The following is a 21,773-nucleotide window of genomic DNA, read 5'->3' as shown; positions in this document are numbered from 1 at the left end:
TCGGTTCAGCCCAGCCACGACGGCTTGCGTTTCTCCAGGAAGCTGCGCACGCCTTCGCGTCCTTCGTCGGATGCGCGGATGCGCGCGATGCGTTCGGCCGTCTCGCCGATCAGCGCGTCGTCGATCTCCGTGCTCGCGAGATCGGTGACGAGTTGCTTGCATTCGCGCACGGCGTTCGGGCTGTTCGCGACGATGGCTGACGCAATGGCCTCGACGCGAGCATCGAGTTGTTCGGCTTCGACCGCTTCATGCACGAACCCGAGCCGCAGTGCTTCGGCGGCGTCGAAGCGCTCCGCCGTCACGAAGTAGCGATGCGCCGCGCGCGCGCCCATCGCACGGATCACGTACGGCGCGATGGTCGCGGGCATCAGGCCGAGCCTGGCTTCCGAAAGGCAGAACTGCGCCGTGCTCGCCGCAATCGCGATATCGCACACCGCGACGAGTCCCATGCCGCCGGCGTAGGCATCGCCCTGTACGCGCGCGATGACGGGCTTTGGGCACGCGTAGACCGTGTTGAGCATGGTGGCGAGGCCCAGTGCATCGGCGCGATTTTCCGCCTCCGAATAGCCTGCCATGCGCTTCATCCAGTTGAGATCGGCGCCCGCGCAGAAGGCCGGACCATTCGCCGCGAGCACGATGACGCGCACGTTCGGATCGTCGCCGAGCGCGCGGAAGGCCGCCGTCAGTTCGACGATGGTGGCGTCATCGAAGGCATTGCGCACGTCCGGGCGATCCAGTGTCACACGCGCCACGTGTCCTTCGACTCCCAGCTTCAGACGCTGAAGATTCGCTGCATCGGTCATATCTCGTCTCCCTGCTTCGCTTGAATTGAGCTTTGCTCAATTTTTACCGGGTTGCTTTCGTTGCACCTGATTCAGTGTCGGCCAAAACAGTTGAAACGGTCAACTCATATCTTTGAGCGACACTCACAAAGCGGCGCGACATCGGGCATGCGCCGGCACCCATGCGCGTCATGTCATGAAGCCAACATGCGCCTACGCAATATAGTCGTATATATTACGGTGCTCGCCGAACCACGCGGCCACACGCTTCGCGGCCTTGCACGCGCCGTCCACAGTCGATCCATAACCAGAATTTCAACTCGATTCAAGGAGTCTCACGTGAAGATTCGAATTCTCCGCGCCCTCATTGGTGCGTTCGTTCCGCTCGCTGCCGGTATCGCTGCTACGTCAGCGCTGGCGGGTGAAGTGAAGGTCGCGGTCGCGGCCAACTTCACGGCGCCGGTGCAGGCCATCGCCGCGGACTTCGAAAAGGATACGGGCAACAAGGTGGTGGCGTCGTTCGGCGCGACGGGTCAGTTCTATGCGCAGATCAAGAACGGCGCGCCCTTCGAAGTGTTCCTCGCCGCCGACGACTCCACGCCCGCCAAGCTCGAAACCGAAGGCGCGACCGTGCCCGGCAGCCGTTTCACCTATGCGACGGGCGCGCTCGCGCTGTGGTCCGCGAAAGACGGCTACGTGGACGACAAGGGCGACGTGCTGAAGAAGAACGCCTTCACGCACATCGCGATTGCCAATCCGAAGGCCGCGCCCTACGGCCTCGCTGCCTATCAGACGCTCGACAAGCTCGGCCTGACGGCCGAACTCAAGCCGAAGGTCGTCGAAGGTCAGAACATTTCGCAGACGCAGCAGTTCGTTGCGAGCGGCAACGCGGAACTGGGTTTCGTCGCGCTGTCGCAGATCTACAAGAACGGCAAGATCACCAGCGGCTCGGCGTGGATCGTGCCCGCGAACCTGCATGAGCCGATCAAGCAGGACGCCGTGATCCTCGAGAAGGGCAAGGACAATCCGGTCGCGAAGCAGTTCATCGAATACCTGAAGGGACCGAAGGCCGCTGAAGTGATCAAGTCCTTCGGCTACCAGCTGTAATTCCGCCGATGCCGCTCGACAGCAGCGACCTCCAGGCCATCACGCTGACGCTCGAACTGGCGTCGCTGACGACGGCGCTGCTGCTCGTCGTCGGCACGCCGATCGCGTGGTGGCTCACGCGAACGCGCTCGCGGCTGAAGGGCATCGTGGGCGCCGTGGTGGCGCTGCCGCTGGTGTTGCCGCCGACGGTCATCGGCTTCTATCTGCTGCTGGTGATGGGCCCGCACGGCACGGTCGGCAAGCTGACGCAGGCGCTCGGCATCGGCTTGCTGCCGTTCACGTTCGCGGGGCTGGTGGTCGGCTCGGTGATCTATTCGCTGCCCTTCGTCGTGCAGCCGCTGCAGAACGCGTTCGAAGCCATGGGCCGCCGTCCGCTCGATGCCGCCGCGACCCTGCGCGCCGGCCCGTGGGACAGCTTCTTCACGGTGGCGTTGCCGCTCGCGCGTCCAGGCATCGTCACGGCGACGATCCTCGGCTTCGCGCATACGGTCGGCGAATTCGGCGTCGTGCTGATGATCGGCGGCAACATTCCGGGGCAGACGCGCGTGGTGTCCGTGCAGATCTTCGACCACGTCGAAGCGCTCGAGTACGCCCAGGCGAACTGGCTGGCGGGCGGCATGGTGGTATTCTCGTTCGTCGTTCTTCTGCTGCTCTATTTCGGCCGACGGTCCTTCGCGGCGCATGTCTGAACTCACTTCCGCCATCGAGGCGCGCTTTCTCGTTGAACAGAGCGGCTTCACGCTCGACCTCGATCTCGCACTGCCCGGCCGCGGCGTCACCGCGATCTTCGGCCATTCCGGCTCCGGCAAGACCACCTTGCTGCGCTGTCTCGCGGGACTGGCGCGTCCGCGCACGGGCAAGCTGGTCGTCAACGGCGAAGTCTGGCTCGACACCGATCGCAATGTTTTCCTGCCCACCCACAAGCGTCCGCTTGGCTACGTGTTCCAGGAAGCGAGCCTCTTTCCGCATCTGAGCGTAACCAAGAATCTGCGTTATGGACTTGATCGGGTGAAACCGGCCGAACGGCGCGTCGATCTCGCGCAGGCCGCCGAACTGCTGGGCATCGGGCATTTGCTGGAACGGATGCCGTCGGGATTGTCGGGCGGCGAACGCCAGCGCGTGGGCATCGCGCGCGCGTTGCTGACGAGTCCGCGCCTGCTGCTGCTCGACGAACCGCTCGCGTCGCTCGACCAGAAGCGCAAGCTCGAAATCCTGCCGTATCTCGAACGTCTGCACGACGAGCTCGATATCCCGATGCTCTACGTCAGTCACGCGCCGGAAGAAGTGGCGCGGCTCGCCGATCATCTCGTGCTGCTGGAAGCGGGACGCGCGGTGGCGAGCGGACCGATTGCGCAAACGCTCGCGCGCCTGGACTTGCCGCTCGCGCTCGCCGACGACGCATCGGTCGTGCTCGAAGGCGTCGTCGCCGGTCATGACAGCGCATATGGCCTGCTGACGATCGCGCTGCCGGCTTCAACCGCGAAGCTGACCGTGGTGCATGCGCCGCTGCCCGACGGCAAGCCGATGCGCATCACCGTAAAGGCGCGCGACGTAAGCCTCGTCACCGGCCCGCATGACGAGTCGCGCAGCAGCGTGCTGAACGTGCTGCCCGCGACGGTCTTCGGCATCGCGGACGACGCGCATCCCTCGCAGGCCGTCGTGCGTCTCGATGTGGACGGCTCGCCGCTGCTCGCGCGCGTGACGCGCTATTCGCTGGACCGGCTGGGTATCGTCACGGGCATGCGCGTGTGGGCGCAGGTGAAGGCGGTCTCGCTACTTGCCTGAACGCGCGTTCAGCGCCGCGTACTGCAACAGCATGATGGTCTTGCCATCCATGATTTCCCCGCTCGCGATCATCTCCAGCGCCTTCGCCAGCGGCACCTCGATCGTCTCGATTTCCTCGCCCTCTTCCTCGACGCCGCCGCCCGCCGACACGCGCATCGAACTGTCGTAATCGCCGAGATAGAAGTACAGCTTCTCGGTCACCGATCCCGGGCTCATGAATGCCTCGAAGACCTTTTCGACGTGCCGCACGCGATAGCCCGTCTCCTCCTCCACTTCGGCGCGGATGCGCTCTTCCGGCGATGCATCGTCGAGCAGCCCGCCCGGCGTCTCGATCAGCATGCCGTCGTGTCCGTTGACGAACGCGGGCATGCGGAACTGGCGCGTCAGCAGCACGTTGCCGGTCTGGGGGTCGTGGAGAAGAATCGTGGCGCCGTTGCCGCGATCGTAGGTTTCGCGGTTCTGGCGCTGCCACGTGCCGTCGCGGCGCAGGAAATCGAAGGTGACTTTCCTGAGCACATACCAGTCGTCCGACAGGACAGCGGTATTCACGATGCGGACGCGGTCTTTCGTTTCGATTGCTTCCATTCGGCTCTCCCATTCGACGATTGAGTCAGCGCATGGTATCGTGCAGTTTCGTGCAATATCAAGAAAATTCACGCAACCGATGTTGACCAGCCAACGCAAGAAAGCCATTCTCGACGCCCTGAAACGCGACGGCCAGGTGCTCGCCACCGAACTGAGCGCGAGCTTCGGCGTCTCCGAGGACACCGTGCGGCGCGACTTGCGCGAACTCGCCACGGAAGGACTGCTGCAGCGCGTACACGGCGGCGCGCTGCCGGCGTCGCCGGCCGTTGCTTCGTTCGCACGGCGGGAGAACATGGAGTCCGATGCCAAACGGCGCATCGCGCGCCGGGCCGCGGAGATGATCGCGCCGGGACAGGTCGTCATCATCGACGGCGGCACGACCTCCGCGCTGCTCGTGCGCCAGCTTCCGGACACGCTCAACGCAACCATCGTCACGCATAGCCCGAGCGTCGCGGTGGCGCTCGCCGAACATCCGGCGGTGGAAGTCGTGTTGATCGGCGGCAGGCTTTACAAGCATTCCATCGTCACCGTCGGCGCGGCGGCTGTCGAAGCCATGTCGCATATTCACGCCGACCTCTACTTCATGGGCGTCACCGGCGTCCATCCCACGGCCGGCCTCACGACCGGAGATTTCGAGGAAGCCCACATCAAGCGCGCGCTCGCGGCGCGAGCGGCGGAAACGGTGGTGCTGGCGTCGGCGGCGAAATTGAACGCGGCATCGGCTTACCGGATCGGCGGCATCGAGCTTGCGCAGACCCTCATCGTGGAAAGCGCGGCTGAAGCGAAGCTGACGGAACCCATCGAACAGGCCGGCGTCACCGTGCTGCGCGCCTGATATCGCAGGGCATTGCTTCTCGGCCGCGTTACAGCGTAACAAGCCGAAAAATACGTTCGTGGCCGTGTAATTGAGTTTTCGCGATAAAGGGAATAGCGTAGAAAGATGCGCTGCACGCGGTCAACAGCCAGACGTCGATATCCGTTGTACCTGGCAGATCAGCGAACATTTTTCCTGGAGAAGGTCGTGAATCGCCTCAAGGCTTTTATCGCGTTGTCGCTCGTGGCGAGTGCCGGCGTTGCCGCCAATGCTCATGCGTGGGGCCGCGTCGGCGTGTGGATTGGCGGTCCCGCTTATTACCCGTACCCGGTGGCGCCCGCGCCGTATTACTACTATCCGCCTCCGCCCGTCTACGTTGCGCCGGTCGCGCCTCCCGCACCGGTGCAGTATGTCGAACAGGGCCAGCCCGCCGCCGACCCGGGCGCGCCCGCCCAGCAGCCCGGCATGTGGTACTACTGCGACCCGGCGAAGGCGTACTACCCCTACGTCAAGCGCTGCTCCGCACCGTGGCATCCGGTTCCGGCCACGCCGTCATCTGCGAACTGATGCGGCGCGCGTGCTGCTGACATCGTCAATCTCAGGAATCTGCAAGCATCCATGAACATCACCAGGCTCGCCCTGCTCTCCGCGGCACTCGGCCTTTCGGCCTGCACCGTGATGCCCACCGGTCCCAGCGTGATGGCGCTGCCGGGCAGCAACAAGACCTTCGACCAGTTCCGCGCCGATGACGCCTCGTGCCGTCAGTTCGCGCTCCAGCAAACCGGCGGCGTGGACGCCAATCAGGCGGCGACCACCAGCGCGATAGGCAGCGCAGTTGTCGGCACCGCGATCGGCGCGGCGGCGGGCGCGGCGTTCGGCGGCGGCGGGGGCGCGGCCATCGGCGCCGGTGCGGGTCTGCTGACGGGCAGCGCCTTCGGCCTGGGAGCATCGCAGACATCCGGCTACAACGTGCAGCAACGCTACGACTATTCCTATCTGCAATGCATGTATGCAGCGGGCGACCGGGTTCCCGTGCGCGGCGCCATCAGCACGATCCAGCAACAGCAGCCTGCGGGCGCGGCCTACACAACGCCACCTCCGCCGCCGCCCCCGCCGGGATGGCAGCCGCCGCCGGGGTCTTACTAGACTGTCGACCATCCCGTTTCACCGCCGCCAGCGCCAACCCTTGCCGCCGGCACTGAGCGGCGTGTCGGGCACAAAACCCGGCGCGACCAGCAGCCCCGTCACCCAGCCGACGTAGAACCGCGCGTCGCTCCAGAACTCCAGCCAGTCGTAGACCCGAAACGCCTGCACGTGCGCAAGCCACAGCACGAGTTGCAGCACGCCGCTCAACACGAGCCAGGTGACGGCGATCACGCCGGTCGCCCGCGCGCAGCGTCGGAAGGTGGTCGCGTCCCATTGCTCCCGCACGATGACGCACCCTGCGATCAACACGAAAATCGCCGGGATGAGGCTCGTCACGAGCACGTGCATATCCCATCCGCACACCACGCCCACGATCCCGCTGACCACCACCGCGATTGCCGCCACCGGCCACGCGAACCACGACGGCTCGCGCCCGACCAGCCACGCGACGGTGATGAAGAACGGCGTGACCGCCCATTGCACGGCCTGCGCGACGGCCTTGGCCAGGTTCTCCCCCGCCTGCGCGTTGCCGTGACTCGCCGCGACGTACACGGTGATCGCCTCGTGCACGCACACCGCGACGACCGCAAAGCCGAGCGCCTCGCACGCGGCGAATGCCGGCGATTTCTCCGCGTGCTTCGGCTCGTCGCCGAGACTGCGCAGCCTCTCCAGCACGGGCTCGACGAAAAAGGCCAGGATTGCGCCGATCAGCAGCGCGGCGGCGGCATCGGTCAGCGAAAAATGGCCGAAGAGCGAGAACAACCCTTGCCACAGGAATTCGGGCGCGGCGGCGCAGACGGCGACCCATAGCGCGAAGAAGAACCCGTTCGAAACACGTCTGAGCGGCATGGCCACCTCGATGCGTCTTACTGCGCTGGCGGGGAAGCGTCCTTCACGCGCTGGATCAGCGCGGCGCGCACACGCTGGCGCAGATCCACGGGAATCGAAAAACATTCGTAAGCGAGCGCCTGCGCCACGGTCACGATCTTCATGTCTTCGTAATGCCGCCGGCTCTCGATCATCGCCTCGAACGCGTTGGCGCGCGCGTTGATCTCGATCGGATCGGCGTCGACCAGCAGGACGGCGTGAGCCAGCACGGCATAGAGCGGCGTGTCGTGACTGCTTTGCGGCACGCGGCGCCAGTATTGCGCGGTGCCGGCGATCTTGCGCGCATCGTCGCCGGGGCCCCACGCGAGATTGAAGCGGCCGTCGCAGAACGACCCTTCCACGGCCTGCCAGTGCGTCAGCACGCCGAGCGGCGTGAGCGCGTCGGCGAGCAGGCGGCACAGGTGTTCGTATATGCCTTCGGAGAGCGCACCCATCGGCAAGCGCACCGGATACGCGAGACTCAGGTTGAGAATGCCCGGTCCCTGCGGCACCAGTCCGCCGCCCGACAGGCGCAGCCACACGGGACAGCCGCGCCGGGCAAAAGCCTCGCGCGCATCGGCGAGCGCCGGATAGCGCTGATAACTGCGCGGCACGATCAGCGAAACGGGCGCCTCCCACACATGCGCGACGGCGTCGCCCGCGGCCGCGCGCGCGAGCAGCGCTTCTTCGGCGTGCAGCGGATCGTCGGAAGGAGCAGCGCCGGTGGAATCGATCAGTTCGAAGGACATGGAATCGATCTCGGAATGCGCCGCGAGCGACGCCATCCCGGCATGGTAGCCAATAACCGCGCGACACGGCGCCGCCCCGCCGGCAGCCTGCTCCGGCGGGGCGGGCGCGTCAGCCGCGCTTGCCGACATGCTCCTTCAACAACGCATTCACTTCGTTGGCCTTCTCCATCTGGCTCATGTGTCCGGCGTCCTCGAACACGCGGACGGTCGCGCCTTCCGGCGCGTTCTTCGCATGCGCGGCGGGAATGATCTGGTCCCGCTCGCCCCAGATCACCAGCACCGGCTTGGCCGCCGATGCCAGCTTGCCGCCGGGCTGCGCCGTCTGCCTGCCGTTCGCGAACAAGCCGGCATTGAGCGACGTCAGCGCTTCGCTGACGCCATCGAGCCGCTTGTATTTCAGCAGGTCGTCGAGCATCTGGCGGCTCACCAGTTCCGGATTGGCGAACAGCAACTCGACCACCGGTTTCAGTTCGCGCCGCGACTCGGCCGTGACGAAGCCTTCGGTGTAGGCGTTGTTGATCTCATCGCCGAAACCGGACGACGAAATCAGCGCCACCGATTCCACCCGCTCCGGCTGATCCACCGCCATCTGCGCCGCGATGCCGCCGCCCATCGAATGGCCGACGAGATGCGCGCGGTCGAGTTGCACCGCGTCCATGAACTTGCCGACGAACCCCGCGAGGTCCGCGAGCGTCGTGCCCGGCACCTTCGGCGTCGATTGCCCGTGGCCCGGCAGATCGAGCGCGAACACGCGGTTCTTGTCGGCGAGCGCATCGAGATTGAAGAGCCAGTTGTCGAGATCGCCGCCGAAGCCGTGGATGAACAGCACCGCCGGCCGGCTCGCATCGTCGCCGCCACGCGAGGCATAGCGCACGCGGATGCCGTCGACATCGACGAAATGATAGGCCGACACTTCCTCGCCCTCTTCCTCGTCGTCGGCGGGCGTCACGTACGAGGACACATACGCGTCGATATCGGCGTCGCTGACGTCGGCGGGCGCGAGCACGCCGAGCAGCGCCTTCACCGGCAGCGTATCGCCCGCCGACGCCACCCGCCGCCGCAGCAAACCGGCGTCCGGGGCCTCGACCGCGTTGGCGATCTTGTCGGTTTCGACATCGAGAATCGGCATGCCGACGGTGATCTCCGTGCCCTCCTCCACGAGCCATTCGTTGACCGTGCCTTCCTTCATCGACAGACCCCACTTGGGCATGACGATCGGTGTGATTGCGGCCATCAGTGCTTTCCTCCCTTCATGGTTTTTCGGGCGGCGTCGGCGATCTGCGCGGCGTTCGGAATGTAGAGATCCTCGAGCGTCGGCGAGAACGGCACCGGCGTATGCGGCGCGCACACCATCTCGATGCCCGCCTTCAATGCGCCGAACGCCTGCTGCGCGACCTGCGCGGAAATATCCGTGGCAATGTTGCAGCGCGGATTCGCTTCATCGACGACGACCAGCCGCCCGGTGTTCTCCACCGTTTCCAGCACGGTGTCGATATCGAGCGGCGACAGCGTGCGCAGATCCACCACTTCCGCTTCGATGCCTTCCTTCGCGAGCGTCGCGGCGGCTTCGAGCGCGCGATGCACCATCAGTCCGTAGGTGACGATGGACACGTCCTTGCCGTCGCGCACCACGTTGGCTTCGCCGAACGGAATCGCGTACGAGTTCTCGGGCACTTCGCCTTCGAAGCCGTAGAGATTCTTGTGCTCGCAGAAGATGACCGGATCGTTGTCGCGGATCGCCTGGATCAGCAGTCCCTTGGTGTCATAAGGCGTCGACGGGCACACGACCTTGAGCCCCGGAATATGCGTGAACAGCGATGTCAGCATCTGGCTGTGCTGGGCCGCCGCACGGAATCCCGCGCCGACCATCGCGCGAATCACGACAGGCGTTTCCGCCTTGCCGCCGAACATGTAGCGGAACTTGGCGGCCTGATTGAAGATCTGGTCGAAGCACACGCCCATGAAGTCGATGAACATCAGTTCGGCGACCGGACGCATGCCGCACGCCGCCGCGCCGATCGCCGCGCCCACGTAAGCGGACTCGGACAGCGGCGTGTCGAGCAGGCGGTCGCCGTGTTTCGCATAGAGTCCCTTCGTCACGCCGAGCACGCCGCCCCACGCGTCCTTCTCGCCATCCGCGCCGGCGCCGCCGACGATATCCTCACCCAGCACGATCACACTCGGATCGCGCTGCATTTCCTGATCGAGCGCTTCGTTGATCGCCATCTTCATGCTCAGTTTGCGGGCCATGATTGTCGTCTCCAGGAATCAATATTTGACGTAGACATCGGTGAGCAGATCGGCGGCGGTCGGCAACGGCGCGTCCTTCGCTTCCTGCACCGCGCGGTCGATCAGCGCGGCGACTTCCTTGTCGATCGCGTCGAGTTCCGCCGGCTGGATCACATCGGCCTGCGTCACGGCCTGCGCGAACTTCTTCAGGCAGTCGCGGTTCGAGCGGATCTCGTCGAGCTCGCCCGGCGCGCGATAGGTCTGCGCATCGCCTTCGAAATGGCCATAGAAGCGGATCATCTTGCATTCGAGCAACGCCGGGCCGCCGCCTTCGCGCGCGCGCCGGATCACTTCGCCCGCCGCTTCATGGACCGCGAAGAAATCGGTGCCGTCCACCGTCACGCCGGGAATGCCGAAGCCCGCCGCGCGGTCCACGTAGCTGTCCACGGCCGTGCCGTAGTCGCGCGCCGTCGATTCCGCATAGCCGTTGTTCTCGATCACGAAGATAACCGGCAGATTCCACACGGCCGCGAGATTCAGGCTTTCGAGGAAGGTGCCCTGGTTCGACGCGCCGTCACCCGCGAAGGTGATGCCGACCTCGCCCTTGCCGCGAAACTTCGCCGCGAGCGCCGCGCCGCAGATCAGCGGCGCGCCCGCGCCGAGAATGCCGTTCGCGCCCATCATCCCCTTCGACAGATCCGCGATGTGCATCGAGCCGCCCTTGCCGTTGCACGAACCGCCCTTCTTGCCGTAGATCTCCTTCATCATCGCGACCGGGTCCACGCCCTTCGCAATGCAGTGCCCGTGTCCGCGATGCGTGCTGGCGATGCGGTCGCCGTCGTTCAGATGGCTCATGATGCCGACGCCTGCGGCTTCCTCGCCCGCATACAGATGCACGAAGCCGGGAATGTCGCCGCGGCCGAAATCGACGTGCAGACGCTCCTCGAAATCGCGGATCGTGCGCATCTTGCGATAGACGCTCAACAGTTCGTCTTTCGAGAGCGGCAAGCCGCCCGCATGCTGCGTTGCTGTCATCTCTGTCTCCTTTGGGGTGGGTCTAGCGAATCGTGCCGGTGCTGCGCATGGGCTGGCGCATCAGCCCGGACGCCGCCGCGTAACGCATGCACGCGGCCACGTCGATACTGCGAAAAGCGTTCTCCCTGAGCGTGACGGTTACTTCGTCATCGGGACCGAAGGCCAGCTCGCGTTCGCCGTCGAGCGCGACGATGCCGGTGCGCTGTCGCACGCGATGCGGCACGCCATCGGCGAGACGCGTCCAGCTTGCAATCGGCACGGACTCCATCAGCCCGGGCGCGATCGGCGCGCACAGATCGAACTCGCCTTCGCCGGGCGCGGCGAGTTGCACCGCAAGGCCGCCGCGATCGTGACGGCCGAGCGGTTCGAGCAGGCCCGCGATAGCCGACATGCCGATCGCCTGCGGATCGGCATAGGACACATAGACGGCGGCGAGCGTCTCGATCTTCCACAGCGCCCGCGCGCCGATGAAGTGCTCGTGCGAGATCACGGCGTCGACCAGCGCGATGTCGTGGCGCACGCTGCCGTCGCGCGCGCGAATCTCGATGTCGAGCCGTTTGTTCGACGCCAGCGCTTCGTCGGCGGGCACGCGCGCGCTGGCATAAAGGCCGGTCGCGAGACCGGAGATGGTGGGCTCGCGCATTTCCGGATAGGCGTTGTTCGTCCCGGTCGACAACCCGGCGAGCGGCACTTCTCCGCACTCGCGCACGACCGCGCGATGCGTGCCGTCGCCGCCGAGCACGAGCAGCGCATCGACGCCCGCTTCGCGCATCATGCGCGCGGCGCGGAAGGTGTCGTCGACGCGTGCGGTGACGGGCATGTCGAGGAACTCGACGGCGGCGAGTCCGGCATCCGGACCCTGCTTGCGCGCGAGATGCCGTTGGAGCATGACCTTGAGGCCTTCGCGGTCGGGCATCATCAGCACGCGCGGCACGCCGCTCGCCGCCAGCGAGGAGAGCAGCCGCAACACGATGTTCACGCGGTCGGCGAGTTGCAGACTATTGGCGTTGGCGATGACGCGCCGGATGTCCCGCGCCGAAACCGGATTGGCGATGATGCCGACGAGCGGCGTTGCGTTTGCACGCATGCCTGTGTCTCCGTTCTGTGTTTTGTGCGGCGGATAAAGGCAAGCGTTATGCCAATCGAACGGAGCCGTTCAGCGGGGAAAAAGCGCGGGAATACCCGCGGAAATCGCGGGTGTAACGGGCGCCGCCGTGACAGGTGTCACAGCGGCAGGTGTCTCACGGTGGACAGGCGTATCGCGCGTTCAGTGGCCGTCGCGCTGATTGGGCGACTGGATGCCATAGCGCGCCATGCGCCGGTACAGCGTCATGCGGCTCACGCCGATCTGTCGCGCAACCGCGCTCAGATTCCAGCTCGCCGCGCGCAGATACTGCATCAGCAGCATGCCTTCGGGCGGCAGGCGATGCGGATCGAACGCCTCGACGGCGCGCGGCGCGTCATCCGGCAGCGCGACATGGCTCAGGCCTTCCGGCAGATCGTCGATCTCGATCACGCCGTTCGAACACACCGCCCGCGCATAGCGCAGCGCATTGCACAATTCGCGCAGATTCCCCGGCCAGTCATGCCGATGCAGCCGCTCACGCGCGCCGGCTGAGAGCGTCACCGTGGGGCGCGCGGTGTCGTCGCCTTCTTCGAGAAACCTGCGGATCAGCCAGTCGAGGTCGGTGCGCTCGCGCAGCGGCGGCAACGTGAAGCGCGCGCCGTTCAACCGGTAATACAGGTCTTCGCGGAAACGTCCGTCCTGCATGAGCGCGTCGAGCGACTGATGCGTCGCCGAGATCACGCGCACATCGACGGACACGGGCCGCGATGCGCCGATCGCCAGCACCTCGCCCTCCGCCAGCACGCGCAACAGACGCGATTGCAGTTCGCGCGGCATGTCGCCGATTTCATCGAGGAACAGCGTGCCGCCATCGGCTTCCTGGATCAGCCCGCGCTTCGCCTTCGCGCCCGCTCCGGAAAAGCTGTTCGGCAGATGGCCGAACAGTTCGCTTTCGATCAGCGTCTCCGGAATCGCCGCGCAATTCACCGCGACGAACGGACCCGCGCGGCGCGCGCTCGCACGATGCAGCGCCTTCGCGAAGAACTCCTTGCCGCTGCCGGTTTCGCCGTTGACGAGCAGGTTGATCGGCGCATCGGCGAGTTTGGCCGCGCGTTCCAGCTGACGCGTCAAGGCGGCATCGCCGCCGCATAGCGCCGCAAGCGGCGCGGGCACGTCCACCGTGCGCGGCCGCTTGGCGCTCGTCGCCGGCGCGATGCACGGCGCGGGCGGCATCACGCTCAGGTAAAGGAACGCGCCGGATTTCGCGAGCGGCACCGCGCGCAGTTCGCTCGGCCGTGAATAGACGAAGCGGCCGAGCTCTTCGAGACGCGCGTCGAAGAGCGTGTCGAACGGCACGCCGATGAGCGACGCCGCCGGTTCGCCCGGCGCGACCGGCCGGCCGATTTCCGCCGCCAGCATCGTATGCGCGCGCCGGTTATGGCCGACGATGCGTCCGCCCGCATCGAGCGCAATCAGGTATTCAGGATCGACGTCGACGAATTCCGGCGACGCGTTCAGCTTCAGGATCCAGTCCTGCCGATGCGTGCGCAGGAAGTTGGCGTTCTCGATATGCCCCGCGTAGATGCGCACGAGTTGCAGCGCGAGGTTCTGACTGTCGCGCGCCTGCGGCGAAACGAGCGCGGAGATATCGAGGATCGCGGAAAGCGCGCCGCGCGAATCGTAGAGCGGCGCCGCCGTGCAGGTGAGCGGAATGTGCGTGGCGTCGAAATGATCGAGCTGATGGACGGTCAGCGCCTGGCCGGTGGTCAGCGCGGTGCCCACCGCACAGGTGCCCGCGCCCGCTTCGCTCCACTCCGCGCCGAGATAGAGGCCCGCGCGGCGCAATGCGGCATCGGTATTGGCGTCGCCGATGTAATCGACGGTCACGCCCAGCGCATCCGTCAGCAAGACGACGTAGCCCATGCCGGCGACTTGCTCGTACAGCGTCTCGAGACCGTGACGGGCGATGCGCGCGAAGTCGTCGATGCGCTGCTGATGCTCGCGCAGCCGCGTCTGCGGCAGGATGCGCGCCTCCTGCATGCGCGACGGGTCCAGTCCGTATTGATGCACGCAACGCCGCCAGGACGATTCGATGATGCTTTCGTGCAGGCGCTGTGGCGCAAGCGATTGCGTCCGCGTGGTGGCCGCGACGACTGCCTCGATGTGCTCGCGTTGCCGCATGTCCATGCGTGCTCTCCTTGGTGTCTCCAGCGTCGGGCATTGGTGGGCGCACGCGGCGCGCTTTCGTTTTGATCGCCTCGGGTCAGTCGTGTTGTGTTGTGCTGTGCTGTGCTGTGTGTCGTGCTGGGCCGCTCGTACGCGGATTTCACCGATTCGCACGAGCGTGTCTCAGGCCATATGATGCTCGAATCGGCAGGACGCGTCATGCGGCAGGAGCGCTGCGCCGCAGCATGACGTCGAAACAAGCTGGACCACTACGGAGACTCAGGATGACGAAGATCGCCTACGAAGATTTCGAGCGACAGGTCGTGCAGCATCACCTCATCAAGGGCAACGTGTACGAGAACGGCGCGGCGCTCGTCGAGCGCGCGAATCAGTGGATTGCGGAAAACGCGGTGGATGTATTGAACGTCGAGAGCCTCTCGACGTTCGGCGCCGGCGACGATACCAGCGTGAGCCACTGGTATTCAGGCATTCGCGTCTGGTATCGGGTCGGGTAACGGTCAGCCGCGGCCGACGAACGGCATCTTCGTCGCCATCACCGTGTGGAACAGGACGTTGGCTTCGAGCGGCAGGTTCGCCATGTAAAGCACCGACTGGCCGACGATCTTCACGTCCATCATCGCCTCCACCGCGATCTCGCCGTTCGCCTGCGGCACGCCTTTCGACATGCGCTCCGAAAGCTCCGTCATCGCATTGCCGACGTCGATCTGACCCACCGCGATGTCGTACTTGCGGCCATCGAGCGAGGCGGTTTTCGTCAGGCCTTGAACCGCGTGCTTCGTCGCCGTATAGGCGGCCGAATTCGGGCGCGGGGCGCTGGCGGAAATCGAACCGTTGTTGATGATGCGGCCGCCCATCGGCGTTTGCGCCTTCATCGTGCGGAACGCCTGCTGGAGGCAATAGAACATGCCGTTCAGATTGATGTCGACGACATTCCGCCATTGCTCCGGTGTCCAGTCCTCGAACGGCCCGGGCGGGTTCGTCACGCCGGCGTTATTGAACAGCAGGTCGACGCGGCCGAAATGTTCGACCGCGGTCCTGAAGCACTGCGCCACGGATTCCGGATCCGACACGTCCGTCGGCACGGCGAGCGCGCGACCGGCTGCGTCGGCTTCGTCGATGACCGCTTGCAGCGGCGCCGGCCGACGTCCCGCCAGTACGACCGACCAGCCGTCGCCGAGGAGCGCCAACGCCGCCGCCCGGCCAATTCCGCTACCCGCTCCGGTGACGATGGCAATTCGTTGAGACTGATTGGCTGCGTCGGACATATCGGCGTTCTCCTGTTGTTGGGCGCGCAACAGCTGCGCGCTGAATTCGGGAGAACATTATCGCCGTGTTCGTGCGGTTCCTGCGACTTCAGCGATTACGCGAGGCTTCCGTCGTGACCGGGCCGGCCGTCGTCGTGTTGCGCGCGTCGCGTCCGTCGCAGAAGACCGCGGTCATCAGCATCGGCACGATCTGCTTCACCACGGCCGTGCTGCCGGACTCCCGCACTTTCGCTTCGACCGTTTCCGCAGCCGCAAGGACCACGACGCCATAGGAGGATTCGCTGATCGGCTGGCCGCTGCCGCGCTTGAACATGTCGTCGCCCTGCTCGTAGCCCAGCACCGCATAGACGCGGAAACCGTAAGCCGTGAGCTGACTGCCTTGCATCGGCTTGAAGGCGTTGACGGAGTTGGATTCGACGCGCATCGGCCGGGCGTCAATGGATTTGTCGGCGACCAGCGGCGCAATGAAGCGGTGCGCGCTGGACTTGCAGTCGAGCTGACTTTCGAGCGGGGTGGCTTCGCACAGGCTGGGCAGCAGTCCCCCGACCACGGCAGCGAATGCGGTGAGCATTGCGAGAGGAGCGGTTTTCATGGCAGCGATAAAACCTGTCGGTTTGTAGGCCAACACAGATGCACGGGCATCCGCATCGATGCAATAAGCGAGCCAGTGAATCGGTTCGCACGTTGCGCAGCGCTGCATGCTTCCCGCAAGGGGCATGGCTTCTTGTAGGTGGTTTGAATTCTTTGTCGGGCGCTTCGCTTAATCCTCGTGCTCGTGTAGTGAATCCTACAATCGTTTTTGTAGTCGAGGTAAGGACAGAATCTGCGTTTCGACCGAGCCAGTCTGTTCGAGATCCCTCAATTTTCCCGCGGAGCGATGTCGTTTCGATGACCCTGCGCGCGACAGTGAAGCGAAACGGAAATTCGGCGACTTGGTTATATTCTGCGATTCGACCCTCAGAGGACTTCCAATGACCGCGCTCACCGACTTCCCGATCACCCAAAAATGGCCCGCCCAGCATCCGGAGCGCATTCAGCTCTACTCGCTGCCGACGCCGAATGGCGTCAAGGTTTCCATCATGCTCGAGGAAACCGGCCTGTCGTACGAACCCCATCTGGTGCGTTTCGATGCGAACGACCAGATGTCGCCGGAATTCGTTTCGCTGAATCCGAACAACAAGATTCCCGCGATCATCGATCCGAACGGACCGAATGGCACGCCCCTTCCGCTGTTCGAATCCGGCGCGATCCTGGTTTATCTGGCGGCGAAGAGCGGGCAGCTGATGCCCGAGGACATCGCGAAGCGTTATGAGACGCTGCAATGGCTGATGTTCCAGATGGGCGGCATCGGGCCGATGTTCGGGCAGGTGGGATTCTTCAACAAGTTTGCTGGCAAGGAATTCGAGGACAAGCGGCCGCGCGCGCGGTATGTCGCGGAGTCGAAGCGGCTGCTTACGGTGCTCGATCGGCAACTCGACGAGCGCGAGTGGATCATCGGCGACGAATACACGATCGCCGATATTTCCATCTTCCCGTGGGTGCGCAATCTGGTCGGATTCTACGAGGCTCGCGAGCTCGTTGACTTTCACGAGTTCAAGAACGTCGAGCGCGCCCTCGACGCATTCCTGCAGCGGCCGGCCGTGATACGCGGTCTCGACATTCCGAAGCGGGGGTAATCGGATTTCGAGCGTGCGGGGCTGTGTCGAAAGCGGCGCTTTTCGATCGGATGACACGGTTCGGGCAATGGGTTCACAATCGGCAGACGTCAGCTGCGCGAATTTCAAACGTCGCAAGAATAGTGTTGCGCGTCAACGTCTTGCGCGACGGATGCCCAGGATATCCACACCCTTGTGCTCCGGTTCTGGGGATAAGTCTTCTCGCTCGCTGCAAGTCGTTGATCCTGTTCCGAAGTCGAGGTGGAGACCCCCATGAATGCTACGTTTTCGCCCCTACGCCGTTTGCGCCGATTCATGCTGCTATCGGCCATCGGATTGATTGGTGTCGCTGCGCATGCGGAGGCGCCCTGTCCGGGCTATGTCGAAACGGATTCCGGCGGCGCCTTCGATCTCGCTTCGATCATCCGGGACGCCGGCTCTCCGCAATCCGCGCTGGGCAAGTTGCGTGACGCGGTGGCCAAGGTCGATGCGGGCGGCGGCTGTTCGAAGTTTCGCGACCAGCACGCGTGTGAAGAGACGCTGACTCTGGCGCACAAGGCGATCGTCGCGCTCGAAGCATGCTCGCCGCCGGGCGGTGCGAAAGGCTCGGCGCACGGCTGATGAGTTTGCGCGCGTATAAAAAAACGCGTGCCGCCCGATAAGGCGGCACGCGTTCAGTCTCGGCTTGCCCGGACCGAAGTCCGGGCGGCTCGAGCGCTTAGCGGTCCAGGAAAGGACGCAGCTTGTCAGCGCGGCTCGGATGCATGAGCTTGCGCATGGCCTTGCTCTCGATCTGGCGAATACGCTCGCGCGTGACATCGAACTGCTTGCCCAGTTCTTCGAGCGTGTAGTCCGACGCCGTATCGATACCGAAACGCATACGCAGCACCTTCGCTTCACGCGGCGAGAGTGCGTTCAACGCGTCGTCGATGGCAGCGCGCATGTTCGCATGCACCGCGGCCTCGGCCGGCGACGTCGCGCCTTGATCTTCGATCATGTCGCCCAGCGTTGCATCGGCATCTTCGCCGACCGGCGTTTCGAGCGACACCGGCTGCTTCGCGATCTTGAGAATGCCGCGGATCTTTTCTTCCGGCATTTCCATGCGCTCGGCGAGCACCGACGGATGCGCTTCCTGACCGGTCTGCTGCAGGATCTCGCGCGAGATGCGGTTCAGCTTGTTGATCGTTTCGATCATGTGAACCGGCACGCGGATCGTGCGCGCCTGATCGGCCAGCGAACGCGTCACGGCCTGACGCACCCACCACGTTGCGTAGGTCGAGAACTTCCAGCCACGGCGATATTCGAACTTGTCCACCGCCTTCATCAGACCGATGTTGCCTTCCTGGATCAGATCCAGGAACTGCATGCCGCGATTGACGTACTTCTTGGCAATCGAGATCACGAGACGCAGGTTGGCTTCGATCATCTCGCGCTTGGCCTGACGCATCTTCAGCTCGGCAGCCGTCATCTGACGGTTGATCTGCTTCAGTTGCTTGAGCGGCATTTGCACGACGCCTTCGATGTCGATGAGCTTTTGCTGTTCAGCCTGAATGGCCGGCAAGCTGCGCTCGAGCGATGCGCCATAGTGCTTCGACGACGCCGCCGTACGCGCGGTCCACTCGAGGTCGGTCTCGTGGCCCGGGAACGACTCGACGAACTTCTCGCGCGGCATGCCGCAACGGTCGACCGCGATAGCCAGGACACGACGTTCGATCTCACGCACTTGCGCGACCTGCTGATGCACGTCGGCACAGAGGCGGTCGATGGTCTTGGCCGTGAAGCGGATGGAACCGAGCTCGCGCTGGATTTCGGCACGCGCCTTTTCCACACCCTTCGACGCGATCACGCCCGAACCCTTCGGATGACTTGCCTGTTCGGCGAGTTCGCTGACGCGTGCGAAGATGGCGAGGCAATCGGCCTTCAACTGCTTCAGGCGCGCTTCGTTCGATGCGCCGGCATCGTCGCCGTCGAGATCATCTTCGTCATCCGAATCTTCGTCGGATTCATCGGTATCCGTATCGATATCGGCTGAATCGGCGGTGTCGGATGCGGACATGTCCGCGTCTTCCGTGTCTTCTTCCTTCAGGCCGTCGACGAGGTCGTCGATCTTCAGCTCACCGGCTTCGACCTGGGCCGCGTCCGCGAGAATGCTTGCGACCGTCGACGGACAGGCGGCGATGGCCTGAATCATTTCATGCAGACCGTCTTCGATGCGCTTCGCGATGGCGATTTCGCCCGCGCGCGTGAGCAGCTCGGTGGCGCCCATTTCGCGCATGTACATGCGGACGGGGTCGGTGGTGCGGCCGAATTCGGAATCGACGGTGGAAAGCGCGTTTTCCGCTTCTTCGTCCGATTGCTCGTCAGTAACGACGCTCGGCGCGGTGTCGTTCAGCAACAGCGTTTCGGCGTCCGGAGCCTGCTCGTAAACCGCGACGCCCATGTCATTGAACGTGCTGACGATGGTTTCCATCGCTGCGGTTTCAGCGAAGTTGTCCGGCAGGTGGTCGCTGATTTCAGCGTGCGTGAGATAACCGCGTTCCTTGCCCAACTGGATGAGCGCGCGCATCTGGCGCTGACGCTCTTCATTCTGCTCTGCGGTCATTGCGACATCGGGCTGCGTCGTGCCGGCCTGGCCCTTGCCTTTGTTCGACCGCCGTCCCGGCGACTTGCGCGCCGGTGCGACGATGTCCAGCTCCGAATCTTCCCGATCAAAACTTGCCATACTTTCTCCTTGACAGGTTTGCTCGGCGACGACAGATCCCCGGTAGCGAGCGTAACGGCTCGCAATGATTTCGATGACAGCTTCGACCACGGACGGCTTGCTGAAAATCGCATCGAGCAAAACACGCAGACCGCATTCACGCGCGGCCGCGCTTTTCAAACGCCCTCTCAGACGCAACCTTAGAGTTTATCAGGTCCTGCTGCGTCGCAGCACATATTCTGAAAACTTTTGTTGGCGGCGCTCGGCTGGTCTCTCGGCACAACCTTGCAAGCGAGTGGCTATAGATCAGCAGGAGTCAACCCCATGGGCGTTCAAAATGGGGTTGGATCGAGTTGTACTGCGACACTGGATAGCTTTCGCAAAAACTCGCCCAACGGCTTGCGAGCGACTTCGGGCAATGCAGGCGATGCAACGGGTGCCTCGACTGCCCTCGCAGACCTAGTTGGGGTGATTCCGGCTTGCTTCAAGCGGAGGAATTGTCTGAGTTCGCGCATACGTTGCTCCGATCCAGACGAGGCTGCCTTCGACTCCGGAGTGGTCAGTGTCCGCGGCTGAGCGCCGAGTGAACGAGCCGCGTCTATCCCGACGATCTGTCCTGCTTCCATCGCAGCCACGAAATCCTGGGCCCAATTCCCGGCGTGGACACGGGGACGAGCTTCGTCACGATGATGGATCGTGACCGAGGTTGCGTCGGTCGAGACATGGTACGTACGCAATCCATCGCGACTGGCGAAGGCCTGTCCGGCGAGATGAACGACTGTGCGTTCGACGTGCGTCTCGCGCTCCTGCTGCTGTCGGTCGGCTTCAACGGCGATGCGCTGAACGCGCAGCCGATACGCGAAATCAACGGGAGCACGCAGCAGAGTGCGCAGGTAGCTGATCGGGTGCGTCGCGCGGCGGAGGTGCTGCCAGCTGGCTTCGACGACATCCGAGAGCAGCTTCCCGGCGCGCTTCGCCTCGCTCATGAGTTTGAAAATCAGAAATTCACGAAATCCCAGTGGCAGGAGGCGTTGAAGGTCCGCGGGGAGGCGTCCTGGTTGTCTCTTTTGATGAGTAGGGTTTTGATCCTTATATATAGCGCCGTCTGCCAGCGTGGCACACGGCCGCGCCAAAGAAAGCTCAGGTGCGGTGCCGGCAGACGGCGTCCGCGCTTCGGCCGACGTCGATTCGGAGCAGACATCAGACTCCACCAGGCCGAGCAGGGTCGCTGCCTTGGACGTCAGGTGCAGATAAGCCCTGCCGAAGAGCCCGGCGGAACCGTAGCGCGTCTGGGGCGGCCTGGTGATGAAACCAGCTGATTCGAGATCGTCGAGACTGCGATAGAACGTCCGCATGGATTGCATCGCGCGGCCAGTCAGCAGTTCGCGACGGGCAAAGATCGCCGCGTAGGGTTTCCTGGCATCGACGGTGCGAGCGAGGGCGGCGAACAGCGCACGCGCACGAGCCGGGAGCGCAGACGTATGCGTGGCCCGATGTGCTGCACGAAAAATCACCCAAGGAAGGTTGGAGCGATCGCACGCGTACTCGTCGAGAGCGCGCTGATCTTCCTCCAAGGTAGGCAGTTCGGAATTCTGCGGGCGAACATCCACCTCGCCTGCAACGGAATGTTGCGCGATACGCATATCAAGAACGTCCATTTCGAAAAATGGAAGACAAACGCTTGACTGCTTATCGCGTTCCGCTAAACTTCGAGGTGCGTACTCGTGACCCGATTGGCGTCGGGAAGCGGACCGGGCGACTTGCAGTAAAGCCCAATATTCAAAAGCCTTCGGTTGGCGC

Annotated in this window: 22 protein-coding genes; 9 read left to right on the top strand and 13 right to left on the bottom strand. The window is 64.3% G+C overall.

What is annotated here, in order from left to right; all coding sequences use genetic code 11:
* Window positions 1–5: 5 nt before the first annotated feature.
* Window positions 6–803, bottom strand: coding sequence for an enoyl-CoA hydratase/isomerase family protein (locus QCE64_RS20445; RefSeq protein WP_310005914.1), 798 nt, complete (start codon window positions 801–803; stop codon window positions 6–8).
* 318 nt (window positions 804–1,121) lie between these two features.
* Between QCE64_RS20445 and modA the strand changes: the two genes are divergently transcribed.
* The 3 genes from modA to modC are packed head-to-tail and all read left to right on the top strand — an operon-like array spanning window position 1,122 to window position 3,674.
* A complete protein-coding gene (gene modA / locus QCE64_RS20440; protein WP_309818153.1) occupies window positions 1,122–1,889 on the top strand; it encodes a molybdate ABC transporter substrate-binding protein in 768 nt (255 codons plus the stop codon).
* Window positions 1,890–1,897: 8 nt separating this feature from the next.
* Window positions 1,898–2,578, top strand: coding sequence for a molybdate ABC transporter permease subunit (modB, locus tag QCE64_RS20435; RefSeq protein ID WP_310005912.1), 681 nt, complete (start codon window positions 1,898–1,900; stop codon window positions 2,576–2,578).
* Window positions 2,571–3,674 (top strand): molybdenum ABC transporter ATP-binding protein, encoded by a 1,104-nt coding sequence (gene modC / locus QCE64_RS20430; protein WP_309922981.1) that lies wholly within the window; start codon window positions 2,571–2,573, stop codon window positions 3,672–3,674. Before modB ends, modC begins: the two co-directional genes overlap by 8 nt.
* Here modC and QCE64_RS20425 read toward each other — a convergent pair.
* Window positions 3,663–4,259: an NUDIX domain-containing protein gene (locus QCE64_RS20425; protein WP_310005910.1), complete on the bottom strand. Its 597-nt coding sequence runs from the start codon at window positions 4,257–4,259 to the stop codon at window positions 3,663–3,665. The two genes, modC and QCE64_RS20425, sit on opposite strands and share 12 nt — an antisense overlap.
* A gap of 79 nt (window positions 4,260–4,338) precedes the next feature.
* On the opposite strand from QCE64_RS20425, the gene QCE64_RS20420 reads away from it, so the two are divergent.
* The 3 genes from QCE64_RS20420 (at window position 4,339) to QCE64_RS20410 (ending at window position 6,219) form a co-directional block, all read left to right on the top strand.
* Window positions 4,339–5,094, top strand: a complete 756-nt coding sequence (locus tag QCE64_RS20420; protein WP_309922977.1) for a DeoR/GlpR family DNA-binding transcription regulator — start codon at window positions 4,339–4,341, stop codon at window positions 5,092–5,094.
* A gap of 186 nt (window positions 5,095–5,280) precedes the next feature.
* Complete coding sequence (locus QCE64_RS20415) at window positions 5,281–5,640, top strand: hypothetical protein (protein WP_309922975.1); 360 nt, start codon at window positions 5,281–5,283, stop codon at window positions 5,638–5,640.
* Between the two features lie 51 nt (window positions 5,641–5,691).
* Window positions 5,692–6,219, top strand: a complete 528-nt coding sequence (locus QCE64_RS20410) for a hypothetical protein (RefSeq protein WP_309922973.1) — start codon at window positions 5,692–5,694, stop codon at window positions 6,217–6,219.
* Window positions 6,220–6,237: 18 nt separating this feature from the next.
* On the opposite strand, the gene QCE64_RS20405 is transcribed toward QCE64_RS20410, so the two are convergent.
* The 7 genes from QCE64_RS20405 to QCE64_RS20375 form a co-directional block, all read right to left on the bottom strand.
* Window positions 6,238–7,068, bottom strand: a complete 831-nt coding sequence (locus QCE64_RS20405; protein ID WP_310005908.1) for a hypothetical protein — start codon at window positions 7,066–7,068, stop codon at window positions 6,238–6,240.
* A 17-nt stretch (window positions 7,069–7,085) separates the two neighbouring features.
* A complete protein-coding gene (locus tag QCE64_RS20400; protein ID WP_310005907.1) occupies window positions 7,086–7,835 on the bottom strand; it encodes a lipoyl protein ligase domain-containing protein in 750 nt (249 codons plus the stop codon).
* A gap of 109 nt (window positions 7,836–7,944) precedes the next feature.
* Window positions 7,945–9,069: an acetoin dehydrogenase dihydrolipoyllysine-residue acetyltransferase subunit gene (locus QCE64_RS20395; RefSeq protein ID WP_310005904.1), complete on the bottom strand. Its 1,125-nt coding sequence runs from the start codon at window positions 9,067–9,069 to the stop codon at window positions 7,945–7,947.
* Window positions 9,069–10,085, bottom strand: a complete 1,017-nt coding sequence (locus tag QCE64_RS20390) for an alpha-ketoacid dehydrogenase subunit beta (RefSeq protein ID WP_309818131.1) — start codon at window positions 10,083–10,085, stop codon at window positions 9,069–9,071. The genes QCE64_RS20395 and QCE64_RS20390 overlap by 1 nt, the downstream gene beginning before the upstream one ends.
* 18 nt (window positions 10,086–10,103) lie before the next feature.
* Window positions 10,104–11,099: a thiamine pyrophosphate-dependent dehydrogenase E1 component subunit alpha gene (locus tag QCE64_RS20385; RefSeq protein ID WP_309818129.1), complete on the bottom strand. Its 996-nt coding sequence runs from the start codon at window positions 11,097–11,099 to the stop codon at window positions 10,104–10,106.
* 22 nt (window positions 11,100–11,121) lie between these two features.
* Complete coding sequence (locus QCE64_RS20380; RefSeq protein WP_310005902.1) at window positions 11,122–12,186, bottom strand: NAD(+)/NADH kinase; 1,065 nt, start codon at window positions 12,184–12,186, stop codon at window positions 11,122–11,124.
* 180 nt (window positions 12,187–12,366) lie between these two features.
* Window positions 12,367–14,352, bottom strand: coding sequence for a sigma-54-dependent Fis family transcriptional regulator (locus QCE64_RS20375; RefSeq protein WP_310005900.1), 1,986 nt, complete (start codon window positions 14,350–14,352; stop codon window positions 12,367–12,369).
* Between the two features lie 263 nt (window positions 14,353–14,615).
* On the opposite strand from QCE64_RS20375, the gene QCE64_RS20370 reads away from it, so the two are divergent.
* Window positions 14,616–14,846 (top strand): hypothetical protein, encoded by a 231-nt coding sequence (locus tag QCE64_RS20370; RefSeq protein WP_309818124.1) that lies wholly within the window; start codon window positions 14,616–14,618, stop codon window positions 14,844–14,846.
* Window positions 14,847–14,849: 3 nt separating this feature from the next.
* Here QCE64_RS20370 and QCE64_RS20365 read toward each other — a convergent pair whose 3' ends face one another.
* Window positions 14,850–15,617 (bottom strand): SDR family oxidoreductase, encoded by a 768-nt coding sequence (locus tag QCE64_RS20365; RefSeq protein ID WP_309932885.1) that lies wholly within the window; start codon window positions 15,615–15,617, stop codon window positions 14,850–14,852.
* Between the two features lie 88 nt (window positions 15,618–15,705).
* Window positions 15,706–16,209: a hypothetical protein gene (locus QCE64_RS20360; protein WP_310005897.1), complete on the bottom strand. Its 504-nt coding sequence runs from the start codon at window positions 16,207–16,209 to the stop codon at window positions 15,706–15,708.
* 379 nt (window positions 16,210–16,588) lie between these two features.
* On the opposite strand from QCE64_RS20360, the gene QCE64_RS20355 reads away from it, so the two are divergent.
* On the top strand, window positions 16,589–17,293 hold the full coding sequence (locus tag QCE64_RS20355; RefSeq protein ID WP_310005894.1) for a glutathione S-transferase N-terminal domain-containing protein: 705 nt from the start codon (window positions 16,589–16,591) through the stop codon (window positions 17,291–17,293).
* A 252-nt stretch (window positions 17,294–17,545) separates the two neighbouring features.
* On the top strand, window positions 17,546–17,893 hold the full coding sequence (locus QCE64_RS20350; RefSeq protein ID WP_310005892.1) for a hypothetical protein: 348 nt from the start codon (window positions 17,546–17,548) through the stop codon (window positions 17,891–17,893).
* A 97-nt stretch (window positions 17,894–17,990) separates the two neighbouring features.
* Here QCE64_RS20350 and rpoD read toward each other — a convergent pair whose 3' ends face one another.
* Together rpoD and QCE64_RS20340 are read right to left on the bottom strand one after the other, a co-directional pair.
* A complete protein-coding gene (gene rpoD / locus QCE64_RS20345; protein ID WP_309922952.1) occupies window positions 17,991–19,994 on the bottom strand; it encodes an RNA polymerase sigma factor RpoD in 2,004 nt (667 codons plus the stop codon).
* A 311-nt stretch (window positions 19,995–20,305) separates the two neighbouring features.
* On the bottom strand, window positions 20,306–21,631 hold the full coding sequence (locus QCE64_RS20340) for a replication protein O (RefSeq protein WP_310005890.1): 1,326 nt from the start codon (window positions 21,629–21,631) through the stop codon (window positions 20,306–20,308).
* Window positions 21,632–21,773 lie beyond the last annotated feature (142 nt).

Origin of the sequence: Caballeronia sp. LZ043, from assembly GCF_031451075.1 — a bacterium.
GTDB lineage: Bacteria > Pseudomonadota > Gammaproteobacteria > Burkholderiales > Burkholderiaceae > Caballeronia.
Note: the sequence above shows the minus strand (reverse complement) of the source record. Positions and strands in the feature narration are given on the sequence as shown.

What these genes read in the sequence shown, in the direction of transcription:
- QCE64_RS20445 (WP_310005914.1), bottom strand. Translation starts at nt 803, where the DNA reads ATGACCGATGCAGCGAATCTTCAGCGTCTGAAGCTGGGAGTCGAAGGA.
- modB (WP_310005912.1), top strand. Translation starts at nt 1,898, where the DNA reads ATGCCGCTCGACAGCAGCGACCTCCAGGCCATCACGCTGACGCTCGAA.
- modC (WP_309922981.1), top strand. Translation starts at nt 2,571, where the DNA reads ATGTCTGAACTCACTTCCGCCATCGAGGCGCGCTTTCTCGTTGAACAG.
- QCE64_RS20425 (WP_310005910.1), bottom strand. Translation starts at nt 4,259, where the DNA reads ATGGAAGCAATCGAAACGAAAGACCGCGTCCGCATCGTGAATACCGCT.
- QCE64_RS20420 (WP_309922977.1), top strand. Translation starts at nt 4,339, where the DNA reads ATGTTGACCAGCCAACGCAAGAAAGCCATTCTCGACGCCCTGAAACGC.
- QCE64_RS20410 (WP_309922973.1), top strand. Translation starts at nt 5,692, where the DNA reads ATGAACATCACCAGGCTCGCCCTGCTCTCCGCGGCACTCGGCCTTTCG.
- QCE64_RS20405 (WP_310005908.1), bottom strand. Translation starts at nt 7,068, where the DNA reads ATGCCGCTCAGACGTGTTTCGAACGGGTTCTTCTTCGCGCTATGGGTC.
- QCE64_RS20400 (WP_310005907.1), bottom strand. Translation starts at nt 7,835, where the DNA reads ATGTCCTTCGAACTGATCGATTCCACCGGCGCTGCTCCTTCCGACGAT.
- QCE64_RS20395 (WP_310005904.1), bottom strand. Translation starts at nt 9,069, where the DNA reads ATGGCCGCAATCACACCGATCGTCATGCCCAAGTGGGGTCTGTCGATG.
- QCE64_RS20390 (WP_309818131.1), bottom strand. Translation starts at nt 10,085, where the DNA reads ATGGCCCGCAAACTGAGCATGAAGATGGCGATCAACGAAGCGCTCGAT.
- QCE64_RS20385 (WP_309818129.1), bottom strand. Translation starts at nt 11,099, where the DNA reads ATGACAGCAACGCAGCATGCGGGCGGCTTGCCGCTCTCGAAAGACGAA.
- QCE64_RS20380 (WP_310005902.1), bottom strand. Translation starts at nt 12,186, where the DNA reads ATGCGTGCAAACGCAACGCCGCTCGTCGGCATCATCGCCAATCCGGTT.
- QCE64_RS20375 (WP_310005900.1), bottom strand. Translation starts at nt 14,352, where the DNA reads ATGGACATGCGGCAACGCGAGCACATCGAGGCAGTCGTCGCGGCCACC.
- QCE64_RS20370 (WP_309818124.1), top strand. Translation starts at nt 14,616, where the DNA reads ATGACGAAGATCGCCTACGAAGATTTCGAGCGACAGGTCGTGCAGCAT.
- QCE64_RS20365 (WP_309932885.1), bottom strand. Translation starts at nt 15,617, where the DNA reads ATGTCCGACGCAGCCAATCAGTCTCAACGAATTGCCATCGTCACCGGA.
- QCE64_RS20360 (WP_310005897.1), bottom strand. Translation starts at nt 16,209, where the DNA reads ATGAAAACCGCTCCTCTCGCAATGCTCACCGCATTCGCTGCCGTGGTC.
- QCE64_RS20355 (WP_310005894.1), top strand. Translation starts at nt 16,589, where the DNA reads ATGACCGCGCTCACCGACTTCCCGATCACCCAAAAATGGCCCGCCCAG.
- QCE64_RS20350 (WP_310005892.1), top strand. Translation starts at nt 17,546, where the DNA reads ATGAATGCTACGTTTTCGCCCCTACGCCGTTTGCGCCGATTCATGCTG.
- rpoD (WP_309922952.1), bottom strand. Translation starts at nt 19,994, where the DNA reads ATGGCAAGTTTTGATCGGGAAGATTCGGAGCTGGACATCGTCGCACCG.
- QCE64_RS20340 (WP_310005890.1), bottom strand. Translation starts at nt 21,631, where the DNA reads ATGGACGTTCTTGATATGCGTATCGCGCAACATTCCGTTGCAGGCGAG.